This is a genomic window from Peptoanaerobacter stomatis, from assembly GCF_000238095.2.
In the GTDB taxonomy this organism is placed as follows: Bacteria; Bacillota; Clostridia; order Peptostreptococcales; family Filifactoraceae; genus Peptoanaerobacter; species Peptoanaerobacter stomatis_A.
The window spans coordinates 293,253-315,450 of record NZ_JH815225.1 but is presented as its reverse complement, the minus strand read 5'-3'; the positions used below and the strand labels follow the sequence as shown (position 1 = coordinate 315,450).

Sequence of the window (22,198 nt, the reverse complement as noted above, 5' to 3'; positions counted from 1 at the left end):
TCTTATTCATCGCCTCTCTTAATATTTCCAAATTTATTTTCATGCCAAATAGATTTCATTCCACTATCAGCGGTTTGAAAAATCCATTCCATCGGCTCTAATACTCCGCGTGGATTATATCTTCCGACTTCCCTTGTATGTCCTATTGAGCTACATTTAAAATACCTATTATTTTTGAATTTCAAATCAATATTGCTTACAAAACTTGCCAATCCATTTTCCATCAAGAATTTTCTACACAATTCATCCTCTGCTACTGTAAATGAATCCATATCAAGATTATTTTCAGTCATATACTCAGAAATTTTTTCATCACCGATAAACCGATCAAGAGTTCTAATGTCACCTTTGCTAATAACAATCGCTATAGGCATATTGAATACCGCTGTAGATGATTGTCCCGTAATCTGCCTAATTTTATTTAAGAAAGAATCCAATACTAAGTCTACATCTAGTGTACCTACACTAGATCTATCTATCTCGCTTATAGTATCATCTAAATGATTTCTAACCATAGGAATTGACAATGGATCAAGCATAAACACGATTCCTTGACAATATGTGTATTGCAATTGTTCCTCATTCTCTGTATTGTCTACAAAACTTTCTCCCGCAACATCATAAATTTGCACTAATCGATCAGGACTAATCTTATTGTGATGTATAATAAAACTGAACGCTTTTGAACTGGCCTGTTTAAGATCCATTTCAGTTTTTGTCATTCGAGTAGTTCCGCCCATATAGTCATTACTAATATCATGATTATAAAAACGTTCAGTTTCTTCATTATAATGTTTTATCTCTATACCATTTCTTGGAGCTACTTTTTCTATAAATTCATATGAAAATGCGTTAATATAAGCAGTTTTTCCAGAAGAACGTCCACCTATAATTGGAATACACAAAGGCTTAGTTGCCGTTCCACTTAGAGAAACTCCACATTTTGGACATTCTGCGGCCAGACTACCTCTCTTTGTCAAAAAATGGGATGGTAACTTTTTTCCACAATTACAAGTCCTGAAAAATACGCCATACTTTCCTGGTGTAAGCTTTGTATGCTTCTCCCCACAACTAGGACAAATATATGTCGGTATTAAATATTTACTCTTACAATTTGGACATGCAACAAAAATTCCTTTACTGATCAAATTAATACGATCTAGTAACCAAATAGCTAATATCAATATGTACACAAAGCAAAATGCCACTCCCAAAACAGTAGATACAGTGGCTGCTATAAGGCAAAAGAAAATAGTTCCAAATAATATTAGTGATATGCAAGACATTAAAGCTCTTGCGCCAGAAAAAGACATGATTCCTTTTCCCGTCTCAATTTTTTCTGCCTTCTTTTTTATATCGTCTTGGTTGAATTGCCAAAATCTTTTTATAAACTTGCCTAAATCATTCCATCCAGGACCGAAAAAATAGCTCTTTTTTGCTGGTTGAGTATCCTTCTTCATCTTATTCACCTCAAATTTTATGTTATATTTAGTACTATCAAACACCTTGATTTATCATCCAAATAATATTGAAAACCATGTATTCCCAAAGCATTCCTAATTCTTTCTTCCATAAAGGCATTTGTATTCTGTGGAAAAGAAAGCTTATCGTCCATTTTTAAGCGTATTACACTATTTCCAATGTTATATTGCCTTCGTATGATATCTGATATTTGATCATTCGAATAAGCAAATAATTTGTTATATTTTTATAATATGATAATTTGCTTCCTGAACAATTAGGGACTGTCTTTAGATTCCATTTGTGATCTATGGACATCTCCGAATCATCTAATCCAAAATACTGATACGAATATATCTGTCTATCAACATATCCACACAAATCCCACTTAATATCACAATGATAATATTCGTTTTCATATTCTACAATATTCCATGCATGATTCAGGATTAACGAAAAAGCCCCTCCGGCTTTACCAGATGCCGCCATACTTCTTATATTAAAATAGGACAAAATCAAGGAGTATGCCTTGGCAATACCCTCACATACTGCCAAGTTTTGAACAATGGCATCATATGCATTATGAGCATTTGGATTATTTCCCTTCGATGAATTTGCATCGTTGTAGTCATATCTAATGTTTCTTTGAAAATAGTCAGATATTCCCATCAAAATATCTCTATCATTTCGAGCGTTTTTATCTACTTCTCAGACTATCTCCTCTGCTTTTTTCTTTAATTCATCCTCCATTACTGTCCCTTGACGTCTATTTATAGTTCCTAACAAAGAAGCTTTTTGAAATAGGAGTCCACCAACCATAACAATCTTAGGATTTGTAACATGTACTATATCCGGATTGTCTCCTAAAACAGTTCCTAATATATTAGCAACATCACTTCCTAAGGTTACATCTACTGTGGTTTCATAATTTATTATTACTTTTTCCAGTTTGTCATATAATATTTTTTTATTACTATTCAACTGCAAATATCCAATTCAATATTTGCTCATTTCAATCACCTTATTTTTTATGCTTTGCACAGTATAATGCAACTTTATATTGATCCGATTTCTTATCGACCTCTATCAGATGCAAAATGATATTCATAAATACTTGATCCTTGACAAACTTATCTAAAAAGTTTGCATAAACGTCTAGTCCTTTATATATCTTGTCGCACCATATATTTCCTTGCTTTCTGATCTCAGGAGTTAACATAGAACTTTTCTTTATTCCTGCAGGCAATTCAGGTTCGTTCATCTTGATCAAATCACCGCAATTCAGAATTTTGAAGATTACTTCAGCAAGTAAATTTCTTTTGCTTCCCTTTATCCATTCTTCATAGAAATCAGTGACCATTTTTTCAAGTGTTGTCTGAAAAGATTTTGTTACTTTGCTTGAACGAACCGAATCCTTTAGCCAACTAAGATTATATTTTTTATCTTGAGATTCATTTATAAGTTCTTCAATTAGGCTAAAAATGACATCCTTCTCTGCATTCATATCATTTTTTACTACTGACGAAATTTTATATGCCCCACTACATCTGTCAATCTTTGTTAGTACTGTTTCTAACCAATCATTTTGAAAAATTGCAGCAACACCTTTATCAAGCTTACTTAACTCAAGAATTTGTTCATCATTCAGTCCTATAGAATGACCAATTGCTTTACAATCTAATGCTTCTGGCAGCCTCATAATAATCTTTGTATTTGTATTTTTTATTGCAGATATATCAACTGCAGTTGGAGACTGATCAACTATAATAAACCCTTCTCCATAAGTTCGCATTTCAGATATTGAATTACTGATCATTTCGACAGACTTTCCCTGTACATTAGCTGATTCTTGTCCTTGATCAGTTGATGTTCTTTTTAACAAATTATGTGCCTCTTCCATAATTGTCACATGATGCAATGGAAGATTAGTTCCCTTGGATGTCGCTTGTCTAAATTCACTTAACTTCAATACAAGTAGTCCCATAATGAGGGCTTTTGTTTCTGTAGAACCCACACGACTCAAATCAACTATTGTATTTTCATTAAATAAAACCTCATCAGAAATAGGTACACCATTAAAAATTTGGCCTACCAACCCATTCGTAAGAGATTCTACTCTTGTTACAAGTGATCCAACGTAATTTCCTTTTGTTTCAGCAGAAAACTCTGATTCATTTAATATCACAGGCAAAATCTTTACGATATCTTTAAAACTAGGAAATTTTCCATTTCCCATATCTTGGTGTGTTGAATGGTTCAAATCCCATCCGTGCATAATATATGCCCGTTCAAAAGATGATTTTAAAATAGCTGGCATAGCTGCATACAAAGGCCAACACGCACTAAATATTTCTATTAATCTATCTAGATGTTCCAATACATGTATTTCTTCATCAAATTCAAATGGGTTAATGCAAAGCATTGAATAGTACTTGGGATTCGAGGTGAAAATATTGATTCCTGGCATACCACCAAAATCTATTTTATATTCACCTTTTGCTGATTCAATAACCATGAATTTGACATTATTTTCTGGCTTTATCAGTTCATCAATTAGCTTTGAAGTTGTATTTGATTTACCAGATCCAGTGGAACCTGTAATAAAACAATGAGATGTTAGAGTTTCAAGATTAAGCTCAACTCTATTATTTTTAAATACCTCTCCCATATGATATATAGCACCCATATTAACTGCCCTGTCTGGTTTATCTCCGCCTTTGCGAAATACATTTCTTCCAAATTCCGCTGCCTCAATTGATGTAACTCCACTGACAGATTTGTGCGGTAATCCCATTAAAATTGGAAGTTCTACTCCACTTATAAGCGATGCTGCCGTTACTTCTTGACTATCATATTCAGTTCCTGAAAAACTTGCTTCGTATGTAAATTTTGGATGCATACCATAACGAAGATAGTCCATTATTTGAAGCGATTTTTCATGATGTTCATATTCACTATCCCAAATATTAATAAAGGAATTTTCTACACTTGTTTTTTCACCCGCAACTAAGGCTTTGTATGTATTAGCAGCAACAATAGCCACCTCTTCTTGATCTGCAATAAAATAGCACGCACTATCCCACAAACCATATGATTCACAATTTTTTATACGTTCAAGTTGCTCATCTATTTTTTTAAGTAACTCTTCAACAGTTTTATTATGCCTTGTTAATTGAATACTTGCAGATGTACCTTGTGTTTTTGTTTTAGTACTGGTTTTCGTATCACTAGTAGTCTCTGTTTCGGAATAATTCTCAGTATGGCTTTCGTTTGTTCCTTCATAGCTACCCATAGACGTATTTGTTCCGCCGCTCATATTAAATCCAGTTCCAAACAAGCCGAAACTGAAGCCGTGGTTATGAGAACGCCCTTTACTTCTATTAGTACCGCTATTTTTTCCTGTAGTGTCACTTATTCCGTCATTAATTGATTTTGAAAATCCGCTACTAATTCCTTCTGCAACTGAATCGCTTTCATTCTCACCATATGTCATTACAATCTGTGAACATTGTGATAAAGCAGAATATAGTTCCTCGTATCCTCGCTTTTTATCTTCCAAATCCTGCTTACTTAAGGGCGATGATACAAATACAGCTGTATAATTTTCTCCTGCCATTGAATCAATGAATTTTTCAATTCCTTGAACAAAACTATCCTTATCTTCTTCATCTCTCATACTAGGCACAATTGAAACCGCTGTCACAGCCATGTGAGAATATTCCTCTGGAATTTTATCTTGCAAAAAGGCTTCTATCTGGGATGCATTTTTTTCAAGGATATTTATACCCGGAAAATTACCTCTAAGGCTCTTTTTCAAAATTGCTTTTGCAACATCTGGTCTATTTGTATCTCTTGTACCCAAATAAAAACCAACTCCTGTTTCATCGCTAGAAATTACCAGAATCGCAGAGCTACCATAATTTGATAAAGCACTATATACACTTACTAATTTATCATTTATATTTTCATTCAAATCATATACAATCTTATCGATTTGAAATAAGGACATAGCTGAAAATGTTTTTTCTCCGTCATCTAATGGAATTGGTGAACATTGGTCTATATCAATTAGATAATTTTTATTTACAAATAAATCAACTAGTTCCATTCCCCTAGTCATCACATCAGCTACATTTTTTTTCATCTCTGCAGATTCTGGAAAATCAGCCATACATCAATACCTCTCTATTTTTTCTTGAATAAATTTCCCAAGTTTGAAAGATTATTTAACAAAGGATTAGTACTATCAGCAATCTCTCTTATATTTGACCAAGCATGAGCTGCTTTACGATCTCTCTTGAAGTGAATTGTAAGCATTTCAACGTTTAAATCTTCTAGTTTTGATTTACTTAGTTTGCATAAGTATTTTCCGACCATATCTTGATCATTCTGATTTCCCATGTCAAACATGAATCTCAAAAACTCCGCAAAACTTGAATAGTCTTTGTCTCCTTTACTATCCTTATATATTGCTCTGCACCAATAATCCATAAATATGGAATGTACAGAGTTTGTAAAATCAAATAAGCTATAAAGCGCTTCATAATCTTCCTTGGTCAAGTTAAAATTTCCTAATGAATCAAATGCCCATTCGAAATAATCTTTTATTTTTCCGTCGGCAATTCTTTCAAAACAAGCACCACTTTCAACTGAAACCGACTTTATTTTTTGAACAGTTGTAATAATGTCATTTTTTCGCGTGACCCTATTCAATTGCAATGCAATTATAAACAAAAGCAATTTCCCTTCAATTGCCTTATTTAATACTTCACGATTATATTTATATAGTTCACTAATAGTTTCTTTGTTTTCTGAAGTCCGTTTTCCCATCGGAATATATTCAAGAATTGTTTCACAAAGTAGGCTCACATAATCGTCAGTTATTCCCATTTTCATGGCCATATTTAGGATTTCACTCGTATAATCGAATTGTTCTTTATCCGGAATAGTGGAAATTTTTCTTTCATAAATTTCCTCATATGTCTTTAATGCAATAGCGGCATATGCTTGTCCATATTTTTTGTTTCTAGAGAACCACGCATTCCAATATGACTCAAAATATTCCCTTGTCTCTGGTAAACTTGCTTTCTTCTTAAGATTTCTTTCATACAAATGATACATCTCTTCAAATAGATCATATTCTGCAAGCTTTTTGTTGATTGCCTCAAATGAAACATCATCTTTATTTAACACTTGACCATAAAAATACTCCCAAAGATGGTCTACATCTTCTTCACCTAGATTCAAGTCCTTTAAAAAGCCCTCGATATTAAGAGTCATATCCACATAGTATTCAACATCACTCTCAAAGCCTTCCAATATTTTCTCAATTACTGTATAGCCATTGTTTCTACCTGTTCTATATACACTTCCCACTAAGCCATAGTAAATTGCCCCTATTGGTCTATCTGGATATAATTCTTCTGTAGAAAGACTCATATCTTTAACATACTCACTAATTATTCTTACAATAAAATATACCTTCCACATCTCTGGACTTTCAGATAATACGTTTAGCAAAGAATCTCTATTTTTTTCGACCATCAATTCCGCCGGAATACTTAAATTGATTGAACGAGCCATGTTATCAATATTATTGTACAAAGGTATATAGTCTTCTTCTGAAATATTTCCTGTAGACAAAGACATAATTAATCTGTCCACTATCATCTGCTTAACCATATTCTGTTGTGTGCGCTCAAGAATATTAAGAGATTGGAGCATATATCCCAACACAAGCAAGGCATAATCGTTTTCTAGTTGATTAATATTATACTGTTCCTCTAATAGCTTAAATACCACTTCCTTTTTTTTACCATCAGTTAGAAACTGTTCTGCAAATTGCTCTATTTCATTAAACTCCTCTTTCGTAATCTCAGAAATCCCTTCTGAAAGTAAATTGTAAAGATAAAAAGCTGCATAGAATTTATCATTACATTCTCTGTAAATTGTATTGTTTAGTATAAACGAGTGAAAATCAGTTAAACTATCATATGAAAAACTAAACGCCGTATCCAAAAAGTCCATCAATATATTATTTGTTTCAACCGGAGTAAATTTATTATTAATAAAATCAAATACATAATGCCTGTTTGAAGAAATATAATTTATACAATTGTATCTTGTTCCTTCTGAAACAACACCACATATCTGCGATGGTGATAGTTCTGGGTCAAATTCATAACTTGTAAAATTTACATTTTTAGCAATATCCAAAGGCAACGTATAGTGCAATGCTGCAATCCACTTTACTATATTTTCAGGTTCATCACATATTACGATTCTTTTTTTCTCTGTCTGAAATCGCAACATAGCAGTAACCATCTGCTTATATCTTTCAAGATTGTCTGAAATTCCTAAAAATTCTACAATCGAATCAGGATCAATAACATATCCTTTGATTAGCTCTGGTGTTGGTAAATAAGCTGGTGGCTCAGGATTATTTACTTCCTCATACGTCATGCTACTTCTTAATGTTGTGCTAGCATATAATTCGCAAGGATATATATCAAAATCACTAAAGTCACATACTACAGAATGGCTTAAATGATTACCAAATCTACCTGCACTTCCCATGTAATCTCTGCCTAGATAAGTATTTAATGTTACAGATGCACTTCCACTTTTGAGTAGCCTATAGCTAAATGCTACCGGCATTGTTAATGCAATTTCCTCCGACATTAACGTACCCGCTGGTAACGCAGGTACTTGATATGTAAATAGACTTTTTACTTCATCTGCTTTTCCATCAGCAAATGACTCATCATAAGAAAAGATCTGCTGTCCATCATTAACACCATCTATTCCGCGCATGCATGATGTATATATAATCTGATGTTTTGCCATAACATTACCTCCCATTATTTTTTGCTTGGCTTAATTACTCCGTTTTCCTTTAAAATCCAAAGTAAAGGATCCTCTATTCTATGTGGGCGAGGTCTGTCTATCCTTCTATCTTCTTTAGGATTGTTGTCCATTCCAAGTGCCGATACAGCGAAATACGAATAATTGGTATAGTTCACATCAACCTGTGATATAAACGATTCAGCTCCCCATTCAACTAGTAAGCTACGAATTTCACTATCAACATTATGCCAGTCTGACATATCAAATACCTTTTCGTTACAATGAGGACTTGTTTCTAATACAGTGCTTCCTTCAGGTATAAGTGGTGCAATGGCATCAAATTTTGAGAAAACTGCTGCAACTGGAATATTAATTTTTGCTTCGCTTTTCATCTTCTTATCATTTCTAATTAATTTAGAAACTCTTGACATGATATCATCAGATCTTGTAGCCTGTTTCCAATCAACCGAGGATGCTCTAGATACAGTGTTTTCATCCAACTGATTTCTTACTGCTGGAAATTGCATTGGATCTAGCAAGAAAACAATACCCGCAGATTTACATATATATTTATTTACAGTACTCATAGTATCTTCATCGTTTAAATCTTCTCCTGCTGTATCAAAAAATACCAACGTAAAACTGTCTATTTGTTCCTTGAACAATGCCTTACGTTTTAATTTGAGAGTAAAAATTAATGGTCTATATGCTCCATTGTTGACATCTTGAACAGAACTTTTTGTCAAATCCAATTTTTGCATATCCATATATAATTTCTGGTATGCTCCGGCTTTATATCTTGACATTGTATCATCAAAGCCTTCCATTGCTCCTCCGTACTTAACGGAAATTCGCTCAATTAGCTCATTTATTATTACACCTACGAAATGGCTCTTTCCTGTATCACGAGATCCTACAACAGAAATAATCATATCTTTACCAAGAAGAGTAGATTCAGGTAATTTGTTATGACAAGAAGGACACACTACAGCATATGTTGAGCTACCGCATTCTGGGCATTTTGCAGATTTAGGTATTGACATTCCTTTACTTGCTACCCTAAATGTAGGCTTCCCCATTTTAGGAATTGAGATGTCACCATTTTCATATCTTGTTAATTCAATATCTTCTACATCTTTACAACGTCTATTTGTACATCTAAATTGTACGTTTGAAATTTTATGTTCTTCAAAACAAAAGGGACAAATAAATGTTTGCTTTAATGCCATTTTATTTCACTCCTAACTGATCTTGTGATCTGATCCTAACTTTATTTTTAATACATATCTTCCCGCTAGATTTTCATCTTGTAAAAACGGTTTGATATAAGTTTCTCGAGGCAATCCCTTTTTCAACGGAATAGAAATTGTTACACTTCCATTTGTTTCTTGTGCCTCTATTTGGTGAAAGAGTTTACCTGACTTTTTAAACATCGGTGCTCTATCCTGTGCAGACATTACATCAATATCCGGCAGTCTGAATTTTTTATTTTCACTCTCAAATGTAAGATTAATTATTCCTCCACCAAATAGTTTCTTATTCACAGAAATTGAGTATGTGATAGTTTCCTTGGATACATTAGAAAATAAATAATCTGTTCCTGTTGAGTAATCGCTCTCTCCATCTCGCCGAAATTCTGCAAATACTGAAAAGTAATAATTCTCTAGTTCGTTTGAATCAATGACCAAACCACCATCATACTGATACTGCTTTAATGGAATATATTTTCTTGTTGTGCTTGTATCTGATATATCATCAGGAAATTGATCATGTCTATACAATACAACAAAGCCCGTAACATCTTTTGGCAACTCAACATTAATCATGATTTTACCGTTTACAAGGCTTGCACTATTTACTTTTACGGTTCCACCTTTACTAGCTCTTGATATAGTTCCAATTACAGCTGACCCCGACTTTACTACAACTGCAATTACATATATCAAATCATCACCTTCATATTTGAATGTGCCTGTAGTATTTGATGTTTTGCTTACAATAAGCGTATTCATCGTGCTTTCTAAGGTAGATACAGGGAGTAGATCTCCACTTATGAAATCTGGTTTCTTTGTAGAGTAAAAAAACTGCACATCACTGTTTTCAGGGTTTTCCCAGTCTATTTGGAATTCATTTCCTTGAGATGGCTTAATCACTAGTTTTTCAATTGGAAGTGGAGGTCTTGTTGGTGTACCAGATATATTTATACCCTTAGTATCCGTTTTCTTTATTCCAATTGAGTATGATAAATACACTTTATATGTATACTCTTCATCATTATTTAAGTCTTTATCTACAAAGTTAGATTTGCTATTGCAATTTAGCTTTGTGGTTTTCCCTAAATGATCGCTTCGTTCAATATTAACTGTCGCATTATCTGCGATTGGATCCCAATTTAGTTGTAGTACGCCATCGCCCGCAGCAATTTTAACTCCAGATATCTCAAACAGATTACTTACGGCATCTTTATAAGTTAAAGCATTCGAATATACGCCCGCCCTTTCTGCAAATACGGCATAAAAATACTGTATTCCAGGTAAGACATTCTGATCATTTATGCTACACATACTTACTCTGCCGATTAAAGTACCATCTTGTACACTAATAGGAATCGCTCCTTCTTTTCTTATAACTGAATAATAGAGCAAACCGTCTGTTGTACTTCTCTTCCATGACAATACGTTTACTTTTGCTGATGAGTCTGCTACAACAACTAATTCAGTAGGGGCAGCTGGTGGATATTTAGAAATAATTTCACGTACCCCAGGGCAATCGTTACAAGCTTCGTACGCTTTTGTACATGCATCAACTATTTCCGTTTCATTTTTTCCACTCTGAGCAATTGATTTGAATTTTTCTGCCGTTAATATTCCATTGTTAATTTCTTCCTCTATAGCGGGTTCACTATAACTTGGAGAAAACTTTTTGACACTTTCCAGCTGTCTTCTTGCTTCATAATATTTTTTTTCTTTGCATGCTTTACACATGTCTTCAACTGCTGTTCCTACCCTGCTTTTTAGATCTCTTAGTCTCTCGTTTAGTTGCGAAACTCTGTCTGACCCCGGCCAATACTTATCTGCATCTTTTAAATGCATTTCCGCAACGCTAAAGTCCATTGTATCTAATGCATCTGACGCTAATTCGCATAGTGATACGGCCTTATCTATGTTTTCGAATTTAAAACCACATTTACATACATTTATAGTTGCATCATTAATAGTTCCACATTTTGGACATTTGATTTCTAACTCTAGTCCGCATGCTTTACAAAATTTTCTTCCATCTGATACATCGTTTGTACAACCGCATCTACATATTTTTATATGTGTGTTTTCTTTCTTTTCTACACCAGATGCAGGAACTGGAATCTTCTCAACTTTGCAAAATGCCAATAATAGATTTTCAGCATCTTTTCTATTTTTGAAAATTTCAGTAAGTCTTCCTGTATAATCTGCATACGTATCTTGAGTTAGTTCACCACTTAATTCAAAAAAAGATTTTAACTCATCTAAAACTGTTTTTCTGGCATTATATTCGAGATATTTATCATATATCTGTTTTGTTGCTTCGTCTTTAAAACACTCATCGCACTGCCCACAAATCTTTGATCCAGATCCACTTACACTATCATTTTTATAGAATTCTTTAGTTTTTCTTTCCTTTGCTCTTTGTTTAAGTGCATCACATGGTAAATTCTGTGAATTCTTTATTGTTGTGCCTGCATATAAAAACTCATACAGATTTGTAACATTAAAGCTCTTCAAAAGGGCATTCATTCCATTGTATTTATCTGCATTCTGAGGCTTAGTCTTATAGTATTTATCATAAGTTGCCTGAAAATCACCACCTTGGGAAGCAACGATTTTGATTCCGAGTGCAGATGCTCTTCGCTTAACAGTTTCAACATCTACTTTTAACTTCGTTGCCATTTTTTCAATGGTATCTTGCGGAATCTCTGTCTTCTTAATCATTTTCAGAGTCTTGTCTATAGGACCATATGTTTTATCACAAGCATCCTTTATTAGTTCCGCTCTAATATTTTCTGGTCCAATCATATCCTTTTTTATGTCAGGAAGCATTTGAGAGTATTTTCTATATTCTGCCCCATGATTAAAATCATTAGCTTTACTTGACCAGAATTTTCTTTTTTCTTCAATTTTCTGTTCGATAACAGTCTCATCTTGGACTGGATTTGGATCAAAATCCAATCCAAGTACTATATACCAATTCTCTGTCATGATTAAGTCTCCTTTTTAAATCATTTTTAAGCCTGATCCTGGAGTACTATCTCCAATCGCCTGTGCAATCTTAGAGAATGAACCCGTCAATTCAGATAAATTTGTAAGCGAAGCAAATTCATCTGTTGATGCAATCTGCTTCAAGAAATGTTCATCTGCTCCTCCAAATCCTAAAGCCATTACTTCGATTCCTTCACTATGACATCTTTTAGCTTTTCTAATAGCAGAATGAGGATCGTCCCATACACCATCAGTCAAGACTACCAAGTATCGAATTTTATCTTTATTCTTATCAAACCTTGACATTTTGAGTTCATTAAAGGCATCTGTAAATGGTTCTGCTCTATTACATATTCCAACATCTTCAACATCAATGCCTTCAACTCCTCTTATAACCTTCATAAAATCATTTGTAGGTTTGACAACCATTTTGGTCCTATCAGCAAATGCCAACAATCCAATTTTCGTAAATTCTGGATCTAGTTCCTTTACAAATCCTTTCATCGCATCTTGTGCTTTAGCAACTGGATTGCCCGACATACTTCCTGAAAGATCGACAGCAAGAATTACTTCAACTTCTAGTGGCACAATTGCTACCATCTGATCTTTAGGAGATCCATCTGTCCAGCTCATGTCATCCGGCACCTTTTCAATACGTATAGGAAGTGTTTTTCCCGTATCTTTTTGGATTGCACTGACATCCACAACACCATTTGATGTATATTTATATGAAACTTCAATTACTGATGGATTCTTATCTGTCTTTTCAATTTTGGTTATTGTATATTTATCAATGATTGTGTTGTCTAAAGGTCTTGCGTACGCCCCTTGGAGCACGTATACCTCAAGTTCATTGTCTTTAGCTCTCGTTCTAAAATTATATGATCGTGTCATTGTGGCAGGAATAGATGTATTTTTCGGAATGATTACACTATTTTCATACCGTTCACCGTCTTCGCTAACAGCTATCATTCCTAAAGCATGTGCTGTTACATCTGAAACTTCCTTTGCCCCAATTATATTAATATTTTTCTTGCCACCTAAAATTCCCATTAATGTCGGTGTAACACTTTTTCCGGCATCATCAATGTTTGCTCTAATTGCCGCTCCAAGAGCAACTGCTTCGTCAACATTAACTCCACCTAATGGATCTTTGCCTGAAATATCTCTCACATAATTATGTATCATTCTCATTCGAGTTGATCCACCAACTAGAATAGCTCCAGTAATATCACTCCATGATAATCCGATTGATTCTATCAAATTATTTGTGAGATCTTTTGTTGCTCCAATTAGAAAATCTGAAATGTCCTCAAATAATTCTTCTGTTATTGAAACACTACCGCGAATATCTTTATATACTATTGGGATTGTGACCTCATCTTTTGAAGTTAATTGTTTTTTTACAGATTCTGCGGTTACAAGTAATGACGCAACCATTTCATCATCTTCGGTTAAATCCACACCATATTCTTCGTTGAATTGATTAGCTAAATATCTTGCTATGCAATCATCCCAATCTTTTCCGCCAAGCTCATGATTGCCATCGCTACCTAAGATATCAATTTTTTCTTTATTAATGCGAGCAATCGTAACATCAAATGTTCCACCACCTAAATCATATATAAGAACGGTTTGTTCTATGTCCTTTTCATTCAAGCCATATGCAAATGCGGCTGCGGTTGGTTCATTTATAATTGCAATTACTTCCAAGCCTGCTTTTTTCCCTGCTTCGATAGTTGCTTGTCTTTCTTTATGAGTAAAGTAGGCTGGAACAGTAATTACGGCAGAATCAATTTTTTCTCTACATGACTGTTCAGCTTCCTTTACAATACTACGTAAAAATATTGCGGATAAATCCGTTGCATTATATGTTTTTCCAAAAAACTCCACACAGAACTGATCATTTCCCATGTTTCTTTTGAAAAAAGCAATGGCATTTATATTTCCCATTCCCTGCATGCTCTTTGCGTCTTCACCAAATAGAATTCTGCCATTTTCTTCAAAACAAAGAACAGACGGAGTTATTGGACTATCAAAACTATTCTTGATAATTTCTGGTTTGCCACTCACTTCATTGATTCTCGCCACCGCGCTAAATGTTGTTCCTAAATCTATACCTACTCTAATACTCATTCTAATCTCCTAAAAAATTATCCCGCTATACATCTATCACTAGATACATAGCGGGATATTTATCTTTACATTACAACCATACGTTTTGATTTTTCTTTAAGTTCATCTACTTTTTCTTCGGCCATAATCCCCTTTGACTGCATAGTAGCATGCACTTCACGATTAGTTGTCTTATCTACACCGCTAACTTCCAATATTCCTTCTGTATTCAACGTAAAGGTTATTTCAATTGGAGCGCCGGCTGGAAGATTTCCTGGCAATTCCAATGTTGCTGTTCCTAAGACAAAATCTTCGTCAATATCGAAATAATCTTCCATAAAGTCACTTTCATATACTACTAATTCACAGTTATCCTGATTTGCTTCATTAGTACCAAATGTTTTTGAAACTGTTATTGATCCATCAGGCATTGCTTGATTTTTAATAATTATGTTGCAACATTTAGGCTGATTGTTTGCTAGCACTTCGATTGCAAAGCTCTTTGTTGTTGCAACTACAACTTTCTGAGTTTTTCCACCTATACTCATCATTTCTGGTTGAACAGCTAGCTCTTCTTTGTAATCATCAGCATTTATTTCTTTTGTTGTTCCGCCTACGGTTACTGTGGTTTCGCCTGAATCTCCTGGTTCAAGGCTCTTTTGATTATTTACGTAAACATTAACAGCATGAATAGATGCACCCTTTGCAACAGCTTCATCAGGCTCAAGAATCTTAGGCTCCATTCCATATTTATCAACCAATGCTTTTGTTACCTGAGGCATTCTTGTAGAGCCACCTACCAAAAGAATTTCATCAATATTGTAACCTTTTTCTTTAGCAATCGCTATTGCAGCATCTGTTTTATCAATTGCTTCCCCAAGTAATGTAGAAGTAATTTCATCAAATTTTTCTCTTGAAAGGCTAATTCTCGCTCTTAAACCTGCTGCATCTAACATAACTGGTACTTCTTCTCGTGAAGAAAGTTGTTGCTTTGCCTTCTCAGCCTTTAATCTCATATCCTGCTGAGCATATTCATCAAATTCTCCGTCAAATCCAGTTTCTGAGATAAATTCTTCTGCGAGATATCTCATTACTGCCTCGTCCCAATCCTTTCCACCTAGTTCGTGGTTACCATCTGAACATACAACCTCAATTTTTTCTGAACTTATACTCATAATGGTTACATCAAAAGTACCTCCACCTAAGTCAAAAACAAGAATTGTCTTTTCAGCTTGTTCTTTTGCACACCCATAATATAAAGCTGCTGCTGTAGGCTCACTAATAATTTCCAAAACATTAAGACCCGCAATAATACCAGCATTCTTTGTAGCCGTTCTTTCAGCTGTACCAAAATATGCAGGACATGTAATAACAACATCTTTAACTTCCGTATCAAGCTGCTTACCTGCGTCCTCTGCTACTTTTCTTAAAATATATGCTGATACTTCTTCTGGGGATTTGTCTTCGCCATTATAATTAATCGCAAAATCTGATTTTCCCATTAATGTTTTTACTAATGAAATAGTATTATTAGGGTCAATAACCGCATTCTCTTTTGCTACCTGTCCCACTACAACCTGATTTGGACTAGCAAAATTTACAACAGAAGGAGTAGTGTTTGTTCCTTCTGCATTGTTTACAACGGTTGCTCTTCCCGTCTCATCCACATAGGAAATACAAGAATATGTAGTTCCCAAATCAATTCCAAATACATATTTAGCCATATATTTATGCCTCCTCAGTTTCTTCTGGTTTTTGATAAACATATACTGAAACTTTTTCTGGTGAAATTGGTTTTCCCAAATATTCATATCCACTACTTAAGCTTTCTGCAATTTTACCGTGAAGATCTTCCACTGGCGTATTTACTTTTTTAATTGCCTTCTGCTTTATGGGATTAAAGGTCTCTCCCTCAATTCCATCATAAATAGTAATATTATTTTTTTCCAAAATATCCTGTACGTCATACGCATAGTCTTTGAACATTTTAAGTGGGATACTTTGTTCGTTTTCTGGTTTTAAAGCATAATTCGCACTAATACGTAGAATGCTATCACGAATTTCTATTATATCCATTAAAATAGGCCGCACTAGTTGCGAATACATATCTTGCTTGTATTTTTGCAATTCTGCATGCATCTGGTCTACTATTTTTTCCTCATGTGTTGTATGTGCGATTTTTTGTTCAAAAAGTTTATTCATATGTTCCACTTTTTCCGTCAAACTTTCCAAACTCTTTATCACAATTTGCGTATCATTGTTTGATACAGGTTCTTTTGCTTGTTCTATATCTGATGGTTCACCTTCATCTGTTATTACACCATCTTCTGCATCCGTTTCATTTATTTTTGAATGATTTTCTGTATTATCAGATGTTGGTGCTACAGTATCCTCGGATTGATTAATGGGAGAATCCACAGATCCTATCATAACCACCTCGTTATCGTTATTTTCATTTTCATGCATGGCAACTTCTCCTTAAGGTGTATCTTCTTCTATCTTCGCTACTTTTTTATTAAACTTAATATCGTCCCATGTTTGCGCCATCTTTGAATCAGCTTTTCCAAATAGCCACTGCATTGGAGGAAGTATACCTTGTGGATTATATTGTCCCTTATCTCTTGTATGTCCAATGGCTGTACATGAGAAAAATCTGTTATCCTTAAATTTCAAATCAATATTGTTCAAGAAACTTTCCATTCCATTTTCTTTAAGAAATTTCCTGCACAAATAATCCTGTGTATCAAAATAATCTGTAAATTTATCAGGAAATGCTGCCATCTTAGTTTTAATTGCCGCATCACCTATTTCGGTCATCAATCCTGCTGAATCAATTTTACTAATAACTACAGCCAACGGTACCGCGGACATTTTTTTATCACTTAAACCAGTAACTTCTCTTAGTTTATTTAAGAAAGAATCAACGATTCCATTTATATCTGCTTTTCCGATACCCGCAATATCTTCCGGTGCTAATTGACTCTCGCATCTATGTCTAACAGAAGGAATTGCAAACGGATCTATCATCAAGACAATACCTTGACAATACTCATATTGCTTTTGTATTTCATTCTCACTATTATCAGTAAACACTTCTCCTGCTATATCATAAACATGGACAAGCCTTTCTGGTTTAAATGATGCACCTTTAACAAAGAAACTGAACGAAACTGAACTTGCCTTATTAATGTCTTGAGGTCTATCCGTCATTCTAGTGCTTCCTGTCAGGTAATCCTGTTCAATTTCTTTATATATATTTTCTTTGTTAGCATTATAAAATTCTGTTTCCCAATGTTTTGAAGGAGCTACTTCATCTATAAATTCTTTTGAAAACGCCGTAATAAACGCAGTTTTTCCAACTGATCTGCCTCCAACAACAGGAATACAAATTGGAACTGACTCTCTATCAGCTAATGGAGTTGAACAATGAGGACAAATTGCTTCGAGGTTTCTTCTTCCATTAAAGAATGTTGTTGGTAACTGCTCTCCACAATAAGAGTTTGGATCTTCGCCAACACATGTTCGCTTCAGAATTCCATAAACGCCAGGTGTTAAATTAGTATGCTTTGCTCCACACTTTGGACAAATATATGTAGGAATTAATGATTTCTCTTTACATTCATGACAAGCCGTAAAAATTTTTTTTCGCATCAAGTATATTCTATCAGTGAGCCAAATAATAGAAAATCCAAGATAAATAAAGCTCATCATTACCAACACAACCACAATATTTATGAAGCTTACTACGGCAGTGATGATAGATCCAAATACTATGACAGAAATCATTGCTAAAACGTTCAAAATCAATTGAAAAATAAAGCTACCTTTTCCGCTATATTTCGCATCTGCAATATTATCTTTATATCTGCCTATAGAATCGAAATTCCTTTGCCAAGCGCCTCTAATGGTGTTTAGTACATCAGAATAACCCTTCCCAAAGAAATAGCTTTTCTTTGCCGGTTGTGCTACTGAAGCCATTATCTAATCCTCCTTGCTATGTACATTATTTATGCAGCCATTGGTGCTTGTTTGTTACTATCAATTACATTTTCTTTAAATGAAAGAGTATAATTTTTGATAGCAGAACCGCCGCCAAAAATTGTTCCACTTGCGGCTGCTACACCTGCGATAATTGTTGCCAAAAGCACAATCACATAAACAATAAAACATATAATTGCGATTCCAATTACAAGACCTACAATTGCTTCTTCTCCATCACGTTTGAACATAAAATGCACCATCCTTTTCTTTTGATTTAATTTAGAATATATAATTAAGCCGTATTGACTCATTATCAAGTATCAGTTTTTAGGCTCTCTACTATTGCCATATATTTGTCACTATCTGTTATTTCACTAAAAATATCTGGATCATTGACAAATATCACCAGTTCTATTGATAAAAATGTATTCCACTACAGCTGAACACTTCCTCTTTCGATTGAAGATATTGACTGTCTACTTAACCCAAGCATTTCGCCAAGTCTACCCTGTGAAATATTTAGTTTTCTACGTATAGTTGGTAATTTTTCAACAAAATCTGCCAATAATTCTTCTTTGTTTATTTCAGCAATTTCCACCTTAGTAATGCTCCCTAAATAAATAAATGCTAGCAAACATTGCCAGCCGATACTGCAACTGGCTGACATACCAATAATTATGGCTTAGTCCCTCAAGTTTTGCGTCCTTGTCTTTAGACAAGTTTGCCTCATTTCGTGTAAGTTCCAATACAACGAAAAAAATTATTCTCTTTAATTCGACAGATATCAACAAATTATTTTTTTTATTATATAACTTGACAAGTAGCTTGTCAAGTTATATAGTAATTTTGCACAAGACCATAAATTGCAATAGTAAGTGTCATAAAAAATAAAAAAAAGTTATAAATAGCATTATTGCTCCATTACCCTATGTTCTAAGTGCACTTCATTAGCACTTTTTCCACCAAACATTCTTCTTGGATAATTATTCATCCAATCTTGTATTTCTTTTATCTTTCTTTGTGATACCTTGCTTATATCCTCTCCCTTTTTTATGAATCTTCTTATAAATTTGTTGTTGTTTTCATTACTTCCTCTTTCATATGAACAATAACTGTCTGCATAGTAATAATCTACTCCCATTTCTTCTATGGATTTTGCATCCATAAATTCACTTCCATTATCACTTGTTATTGTCTTAAATCTTTCATTAAATGTTTTTGGATATTGTTTCTTCAGCTTTTGTATCTCTTCTACTACGTATTTTGCTTTTTTTGATTTTATCTTTCTTATTATCTGTAATCTACTTAGTCTATCCGTTATTACTAATAAACAGCAACTTTTTCCCTGTCTTTTCCCTACTACACTATCTATTTCTATATGCCCTAATTCTAACCTTTCATTTGCTTGTAGGGGTCTTTTTTCTATACTTTTTTCTCCTATTTTTCTTATTGTTTTTTGGCTCTTTATCTTTGTTTTTTTTCGTCTTTTGTATGGTAAATCTTTTGCTTCTAATTTGTAGAATAGTTTTTGCTTAATGTAGTTATATAATGTTTTTTCACATATATTTACTTCATATCCTTGAGACTTTGCCTTTATTATTGCTGCATATGGTGAATATTTTTTCTCAAGCATTAAATATTCTAAATAGTTTGCTAAATCACTATTTTTTCCTATTTTTAGTTCTCTTTGTTTTTGAGTTATATTTTCTGTATACTGCTTTTGTGATTTTTGTGCACTATATTCATCTCTTTTTGTAAGGTCACTGTTTAAAAGTCCATAAACCATGCCTCTTTTTATTTCTCTATATAATGTCCTTTCACTTATTCCAACTTTTTTAGCAATATCCTTCATAGTAAGATTTAATTTCTTTTTATTTTTCATATAAAATTCAATTATACTAAACTCTATTTAAGCTATGGATTTTATCCACTCTCTTCTTGTGATACTTTTTACCATATCTTTTGTTAATAAATTTATTGTGTCACATAATCTGTCTACTACTTCATTTAGTGTTCTAAATACTTCATTTTTGAATCCCATCTGACGAATTTGTTTCCATATTTGCTCTATGGGATTCATCTCTGGTGTATATGGTGGTATATGTGTTATCTTTATGTTTTGAGGTATTTTTAATGTCTTTGATTTGTGCCATATTGCCCCATCACATACTAATAATATTATATCTTCTTTATATTCTTTCGATAATTCTTCTAAAAATACGTTCATATTATTTGTATTGCAGTATGGCATTACTAAAAAGAAGTTTTCTCCTGTTTGTGGTTCTACTGCTCCATATGCGTATTTATATTCTCTTATGTGATGATATGGTACCTCCGCTCTTACATCCTTTGTGCACCAACAATACTTTGGTTTGCTTATCCTTCCAAAACCTGCTTCATCTTGAAACATTATTCTTACTATTTTATCAGGGTAAACGTTTAATAACTCTTCTGCCATACTGTTAATTTTTTTGAGGTTTCTATTACCTCTTGATTTGCCTTCTTCGGATGTCTACTTCTTGGCATTACTTTTCTCCACCCATGTCTTTTTAGAACATAGTATACTTGTGCTGTTCCTATACTATGTCCTACTATTTTTACATATTCTTCTTCTATTTCTTTGACTGTTATTATCTGTCCTTTTTTGCCTTTTTCTTCAAATTTTTTTAACATTTCTTCTTCTTGCTCAAATGTTAGATTTCTATGATTTCCTTTTTGCCCCTTGCTTAAAAGTCCTTCTATTCCTTCTTTTACGTATTTGCATATCCAGTTATTTACTACTTTAATTGAGGTATCAAGTTTTTCAGCTATTTCTTTATTACTTTTCCCTTGTCCTCTTAATTGTATAGCATGTAGTCTTTTATCTTCTTTTTTATCTTTAATTGTATTTCTTATTTCGCTTATTTTTTTCGCTTCTTCTATACTAATTTTATGCATTTTTTTCACCCTATATTAGTATATCATATTTTATGAAATATATCCATAGTTCTATTAGATTTTAGTATAAGTAGTCATAAAATAATAAATGGCTTAAACAGTGCAAAAGCAAGTAAACTAAAAGATGATTACTACAAACTTCAAGAAAATGAAGAAATGAAAAAATTAAATGAAGTATTAGGAATAGAGTGGGAAAAAGGAATAGTAAAGTATGAAGAGTTAAAAAATTATGCAAAAGGATTCGTATACAACAAAAAATAACTAAAAACAATCACCTTTAAAGCTAGTGTATTGAATCTTTATAAGGTGATTGTACTGTCTTAAAAGTGATAAAGTCGGGATTATATGAAAAGGAATAAGGCTTTTGTGGTTTAAGTTCTCTCAAATCTCCATCTGTAATCAATGCAATATCTTCTGCTAATTTTCTTGTTATTCCTGAATATGAATAATATACAACTAAAGGATTCAATAAAATCACCTCCTTAACTTCTAACTTTATCAGTTTATTTTCAGCTTATTTATTAAGTAATTTTTAGATTGAACATTAGACTTACACAGTATTTATAATTGAAAATATAATAATACTAAAACATAAAAAACTGAAGTCAAATTATTAAATTCAA

16 protein-coding genes, 1 pseudogene and 1 riboswitch are annotated in these 22,198 nt (G+C 33.4%); all 17 genes and pseudogenes read right to left on the bottom strand.

Annotation, left to right across the window (positions count from 1 at the left end):
• Positions 1-2 precede the first annotated feature (2 nt).
• Positions 3-1,460, bottom strand: coding sequence for a TRAFAC clade GTPase domain-containing protein (locus HMPREF9630_RS01290; RefSeq protein WP_009526737.1), 1,458 nt, complete (start codon positions 1,458-1,460; stop codon positions 3-5).
• Positions 1,461-1,626: 166 nt separating this feature from the next.
• Positions 1,627-2,154 (bottom strand): annotated as a pseudogene (locus HMPREF9630_RS01285) (transglutaminase domain-containing protein); the annotation flags it as partial.
• Between the two features lie 15 nt (positions 2,155-2,169).
• Positions 2,170-2,442 (bottom strand): hypothetical protein, encoded by a 273-nt coding sequence (locus HMPREF9630_RS01280; protein ID WP_009526735.1) that lies wholly within the window; start codon positions 2,440-2,442, stop codon positions 2,170-2,172.
• 40 nt (positions 2,443-2,482) lie between these two features.
• Positions 2,483-5,632 (bottom strand): ATP-binding protein, encoded by a 3,150-nt coding sequence (locus tag HMPREF9630_RS01275; RefSeq protein ID WP_009526734.1) that lies wholly within the window; start codon positions 5,630-5,632, stop codon positions 2,483-2,485.
• 14 nt (positions 5,633-5,646) lie between these two features.
• Complete coding sequence (locus HMPREF9630_RS01270; protein ID WP_009526733.1) at positions 5,647-8,307, bottom strand: GAP1-N2 domain-containing protein; 2,661 nt, start codon at positions 8,305-8,307, stop codon at positions 5,647-5,649.
• 14 nt (positions 8,308-8,321) lie between these two features.
• Positions 8,322-9,386: a hypothetical protein gene (locus tag HMPREF9630_RS01265; RefSeq protein ID WP_141567341.1), complete on the bottom strand. Its 1,065-nt coding sequence runs from the start codon at positions 9,384-9,386 to the stop codon at positions 8,322-8,324.
• 162 nt (positions 9,387-9,548) lie between these two features.
• Positions 9,549-12,542, bottom strand: coding sequence for a zinc ribbon domain-containing protein (locus HMPREF9630_RS01260; RefSeq protein ID WP_009526731.1), 2,994 nt, complete (start codon positions 12,540-12,542; stop codon positions 9,549-9,551).
• A gap of 15 nt (positions 12,543-12,557) precedes the next feature.
• Complete coding sequence (locus tag HMPREF9630_RS01255; RefSeq protein ID WP_009526730.1) at positions 12,558-14,678, bottom strand: Hsp70 family protein; 2,121 nt, start codon at positions 14,676-14,678, stop codon at positions 12,558-12,560.
• Between the two features lie 65 nt (positions 14,679-14,743).
• Positions 14,744-16,381 (bottom strand): Hsp70 family protein, encoded by a 1,638-nt coding sequence (locus HMPREF9630_RS01250; RefSeq protein ID WP_009526729.1) that lies wholly within the window; start codon positions 16,379-16,381, stop codon positions 14,744-14,746.
• 4 nt (positions 16,382-16,385) lie between these two features.
• Positions 16,386-17,123: a nucleotide exchange factor GrpE gene (gene grpE, locus HMPREF9630_RS01245; protein ID WP_009526728.1), complete on the bottom strand. Its 738-nt coding sequence runs from the start codon at positions 17,121-17,123 to the stop codon at positions 16,386-16,388.
• Between the two features lie 12 nt (positions 17,124-17,135).
• Positions 17,136-18,635, bottom strand: coding sequence for a TRAFAC clade GTPase domain-containing protein (locus HMPREF9630_RS01240; RefSeq protein ID WP_009526727.1), 1,500 nt, complete (start codon positions 18,633-18,635; stop codon positions 17,136-17,138).
• Between the two features lie 29 nt (positions 18,636-18,664).
• Positions 18,665-18,886, bottom strand: a complete 222-nt coding sequence (locus HMPREF9630_RS01235) for a hypothetical protein (protein WP_009526726.1) — start codon at positions 18,884-18,886, stop codon at positions 18,665-18,667.
• Between the two features lie 185 nt (positions 18,887-19,071).
• A complete protein-coding gene (locus tag HMPREF9630_RS10145) occupies positions 19,072-19,236 on the bottom strand; it encodes a helix-turn-helix domain-containing protein (RefSeq protein ID WP_009526725.1) in 165 nt (54 codons plus the stop codon).
• Between the two features lie 50 nt (positions 19,237-19,286).
• A riboswitch (cyclic di-GMP riboswitch) is annotated at positions 19,287-19,374 on the bottom strand.
• Between the two features lie 174 nt (positions 19,375-19,548).
• Positions 19,549-20,520, bottom strand: coding sequence for an IS30 family transposase (locus tag HMPREF9630_RS01230; RefSeq protein ID WP_009526724.1), 972 nt, complete (start codon positions 20,518-20,520; stop codon positions 19,549-19,551).
• Positions 20,521-20,547: 27 nt separating this feature from the next.
• A complete protein-coding gene (locus tag HMPREF9630_RS01225) occupies positions 20,548-21,096 on the bottom strand; it encodes an IS630 family transposase (RefSeq protein WP_009526723.1) in 549 nt (182 codons plus the stop codon).
• Positions 21,078-21,575, bottom strand: a complete 498-nt coding sequence (locus tag HMPREF9630_RS01220) for a helix-turn-helix domain-containing protein (protein ID WP_009526722.1) — start codon at positions 21,573-21,575, stop codon at positions 21,078-21,080. Before HMPREF9630_RS01220 ends, HMPREF9630_RS01225 begins: the two co-directional genes overlap by 19 nt.
• A 283-nt stretch (positions 21,576-21,858) precedes the next feature.
• Positions 21,859-22,044, bottom strand: coding sequence for a flavodoxin (locus tag HMPREF9630_RS01215; protein WP_009526721.1), 186 nt, complete (start codon positions 22,042-22,044; stop codon positions 21,859-21,861).
• Positions 22,045-22,198 lie beyond the last annotated feature (154 nt).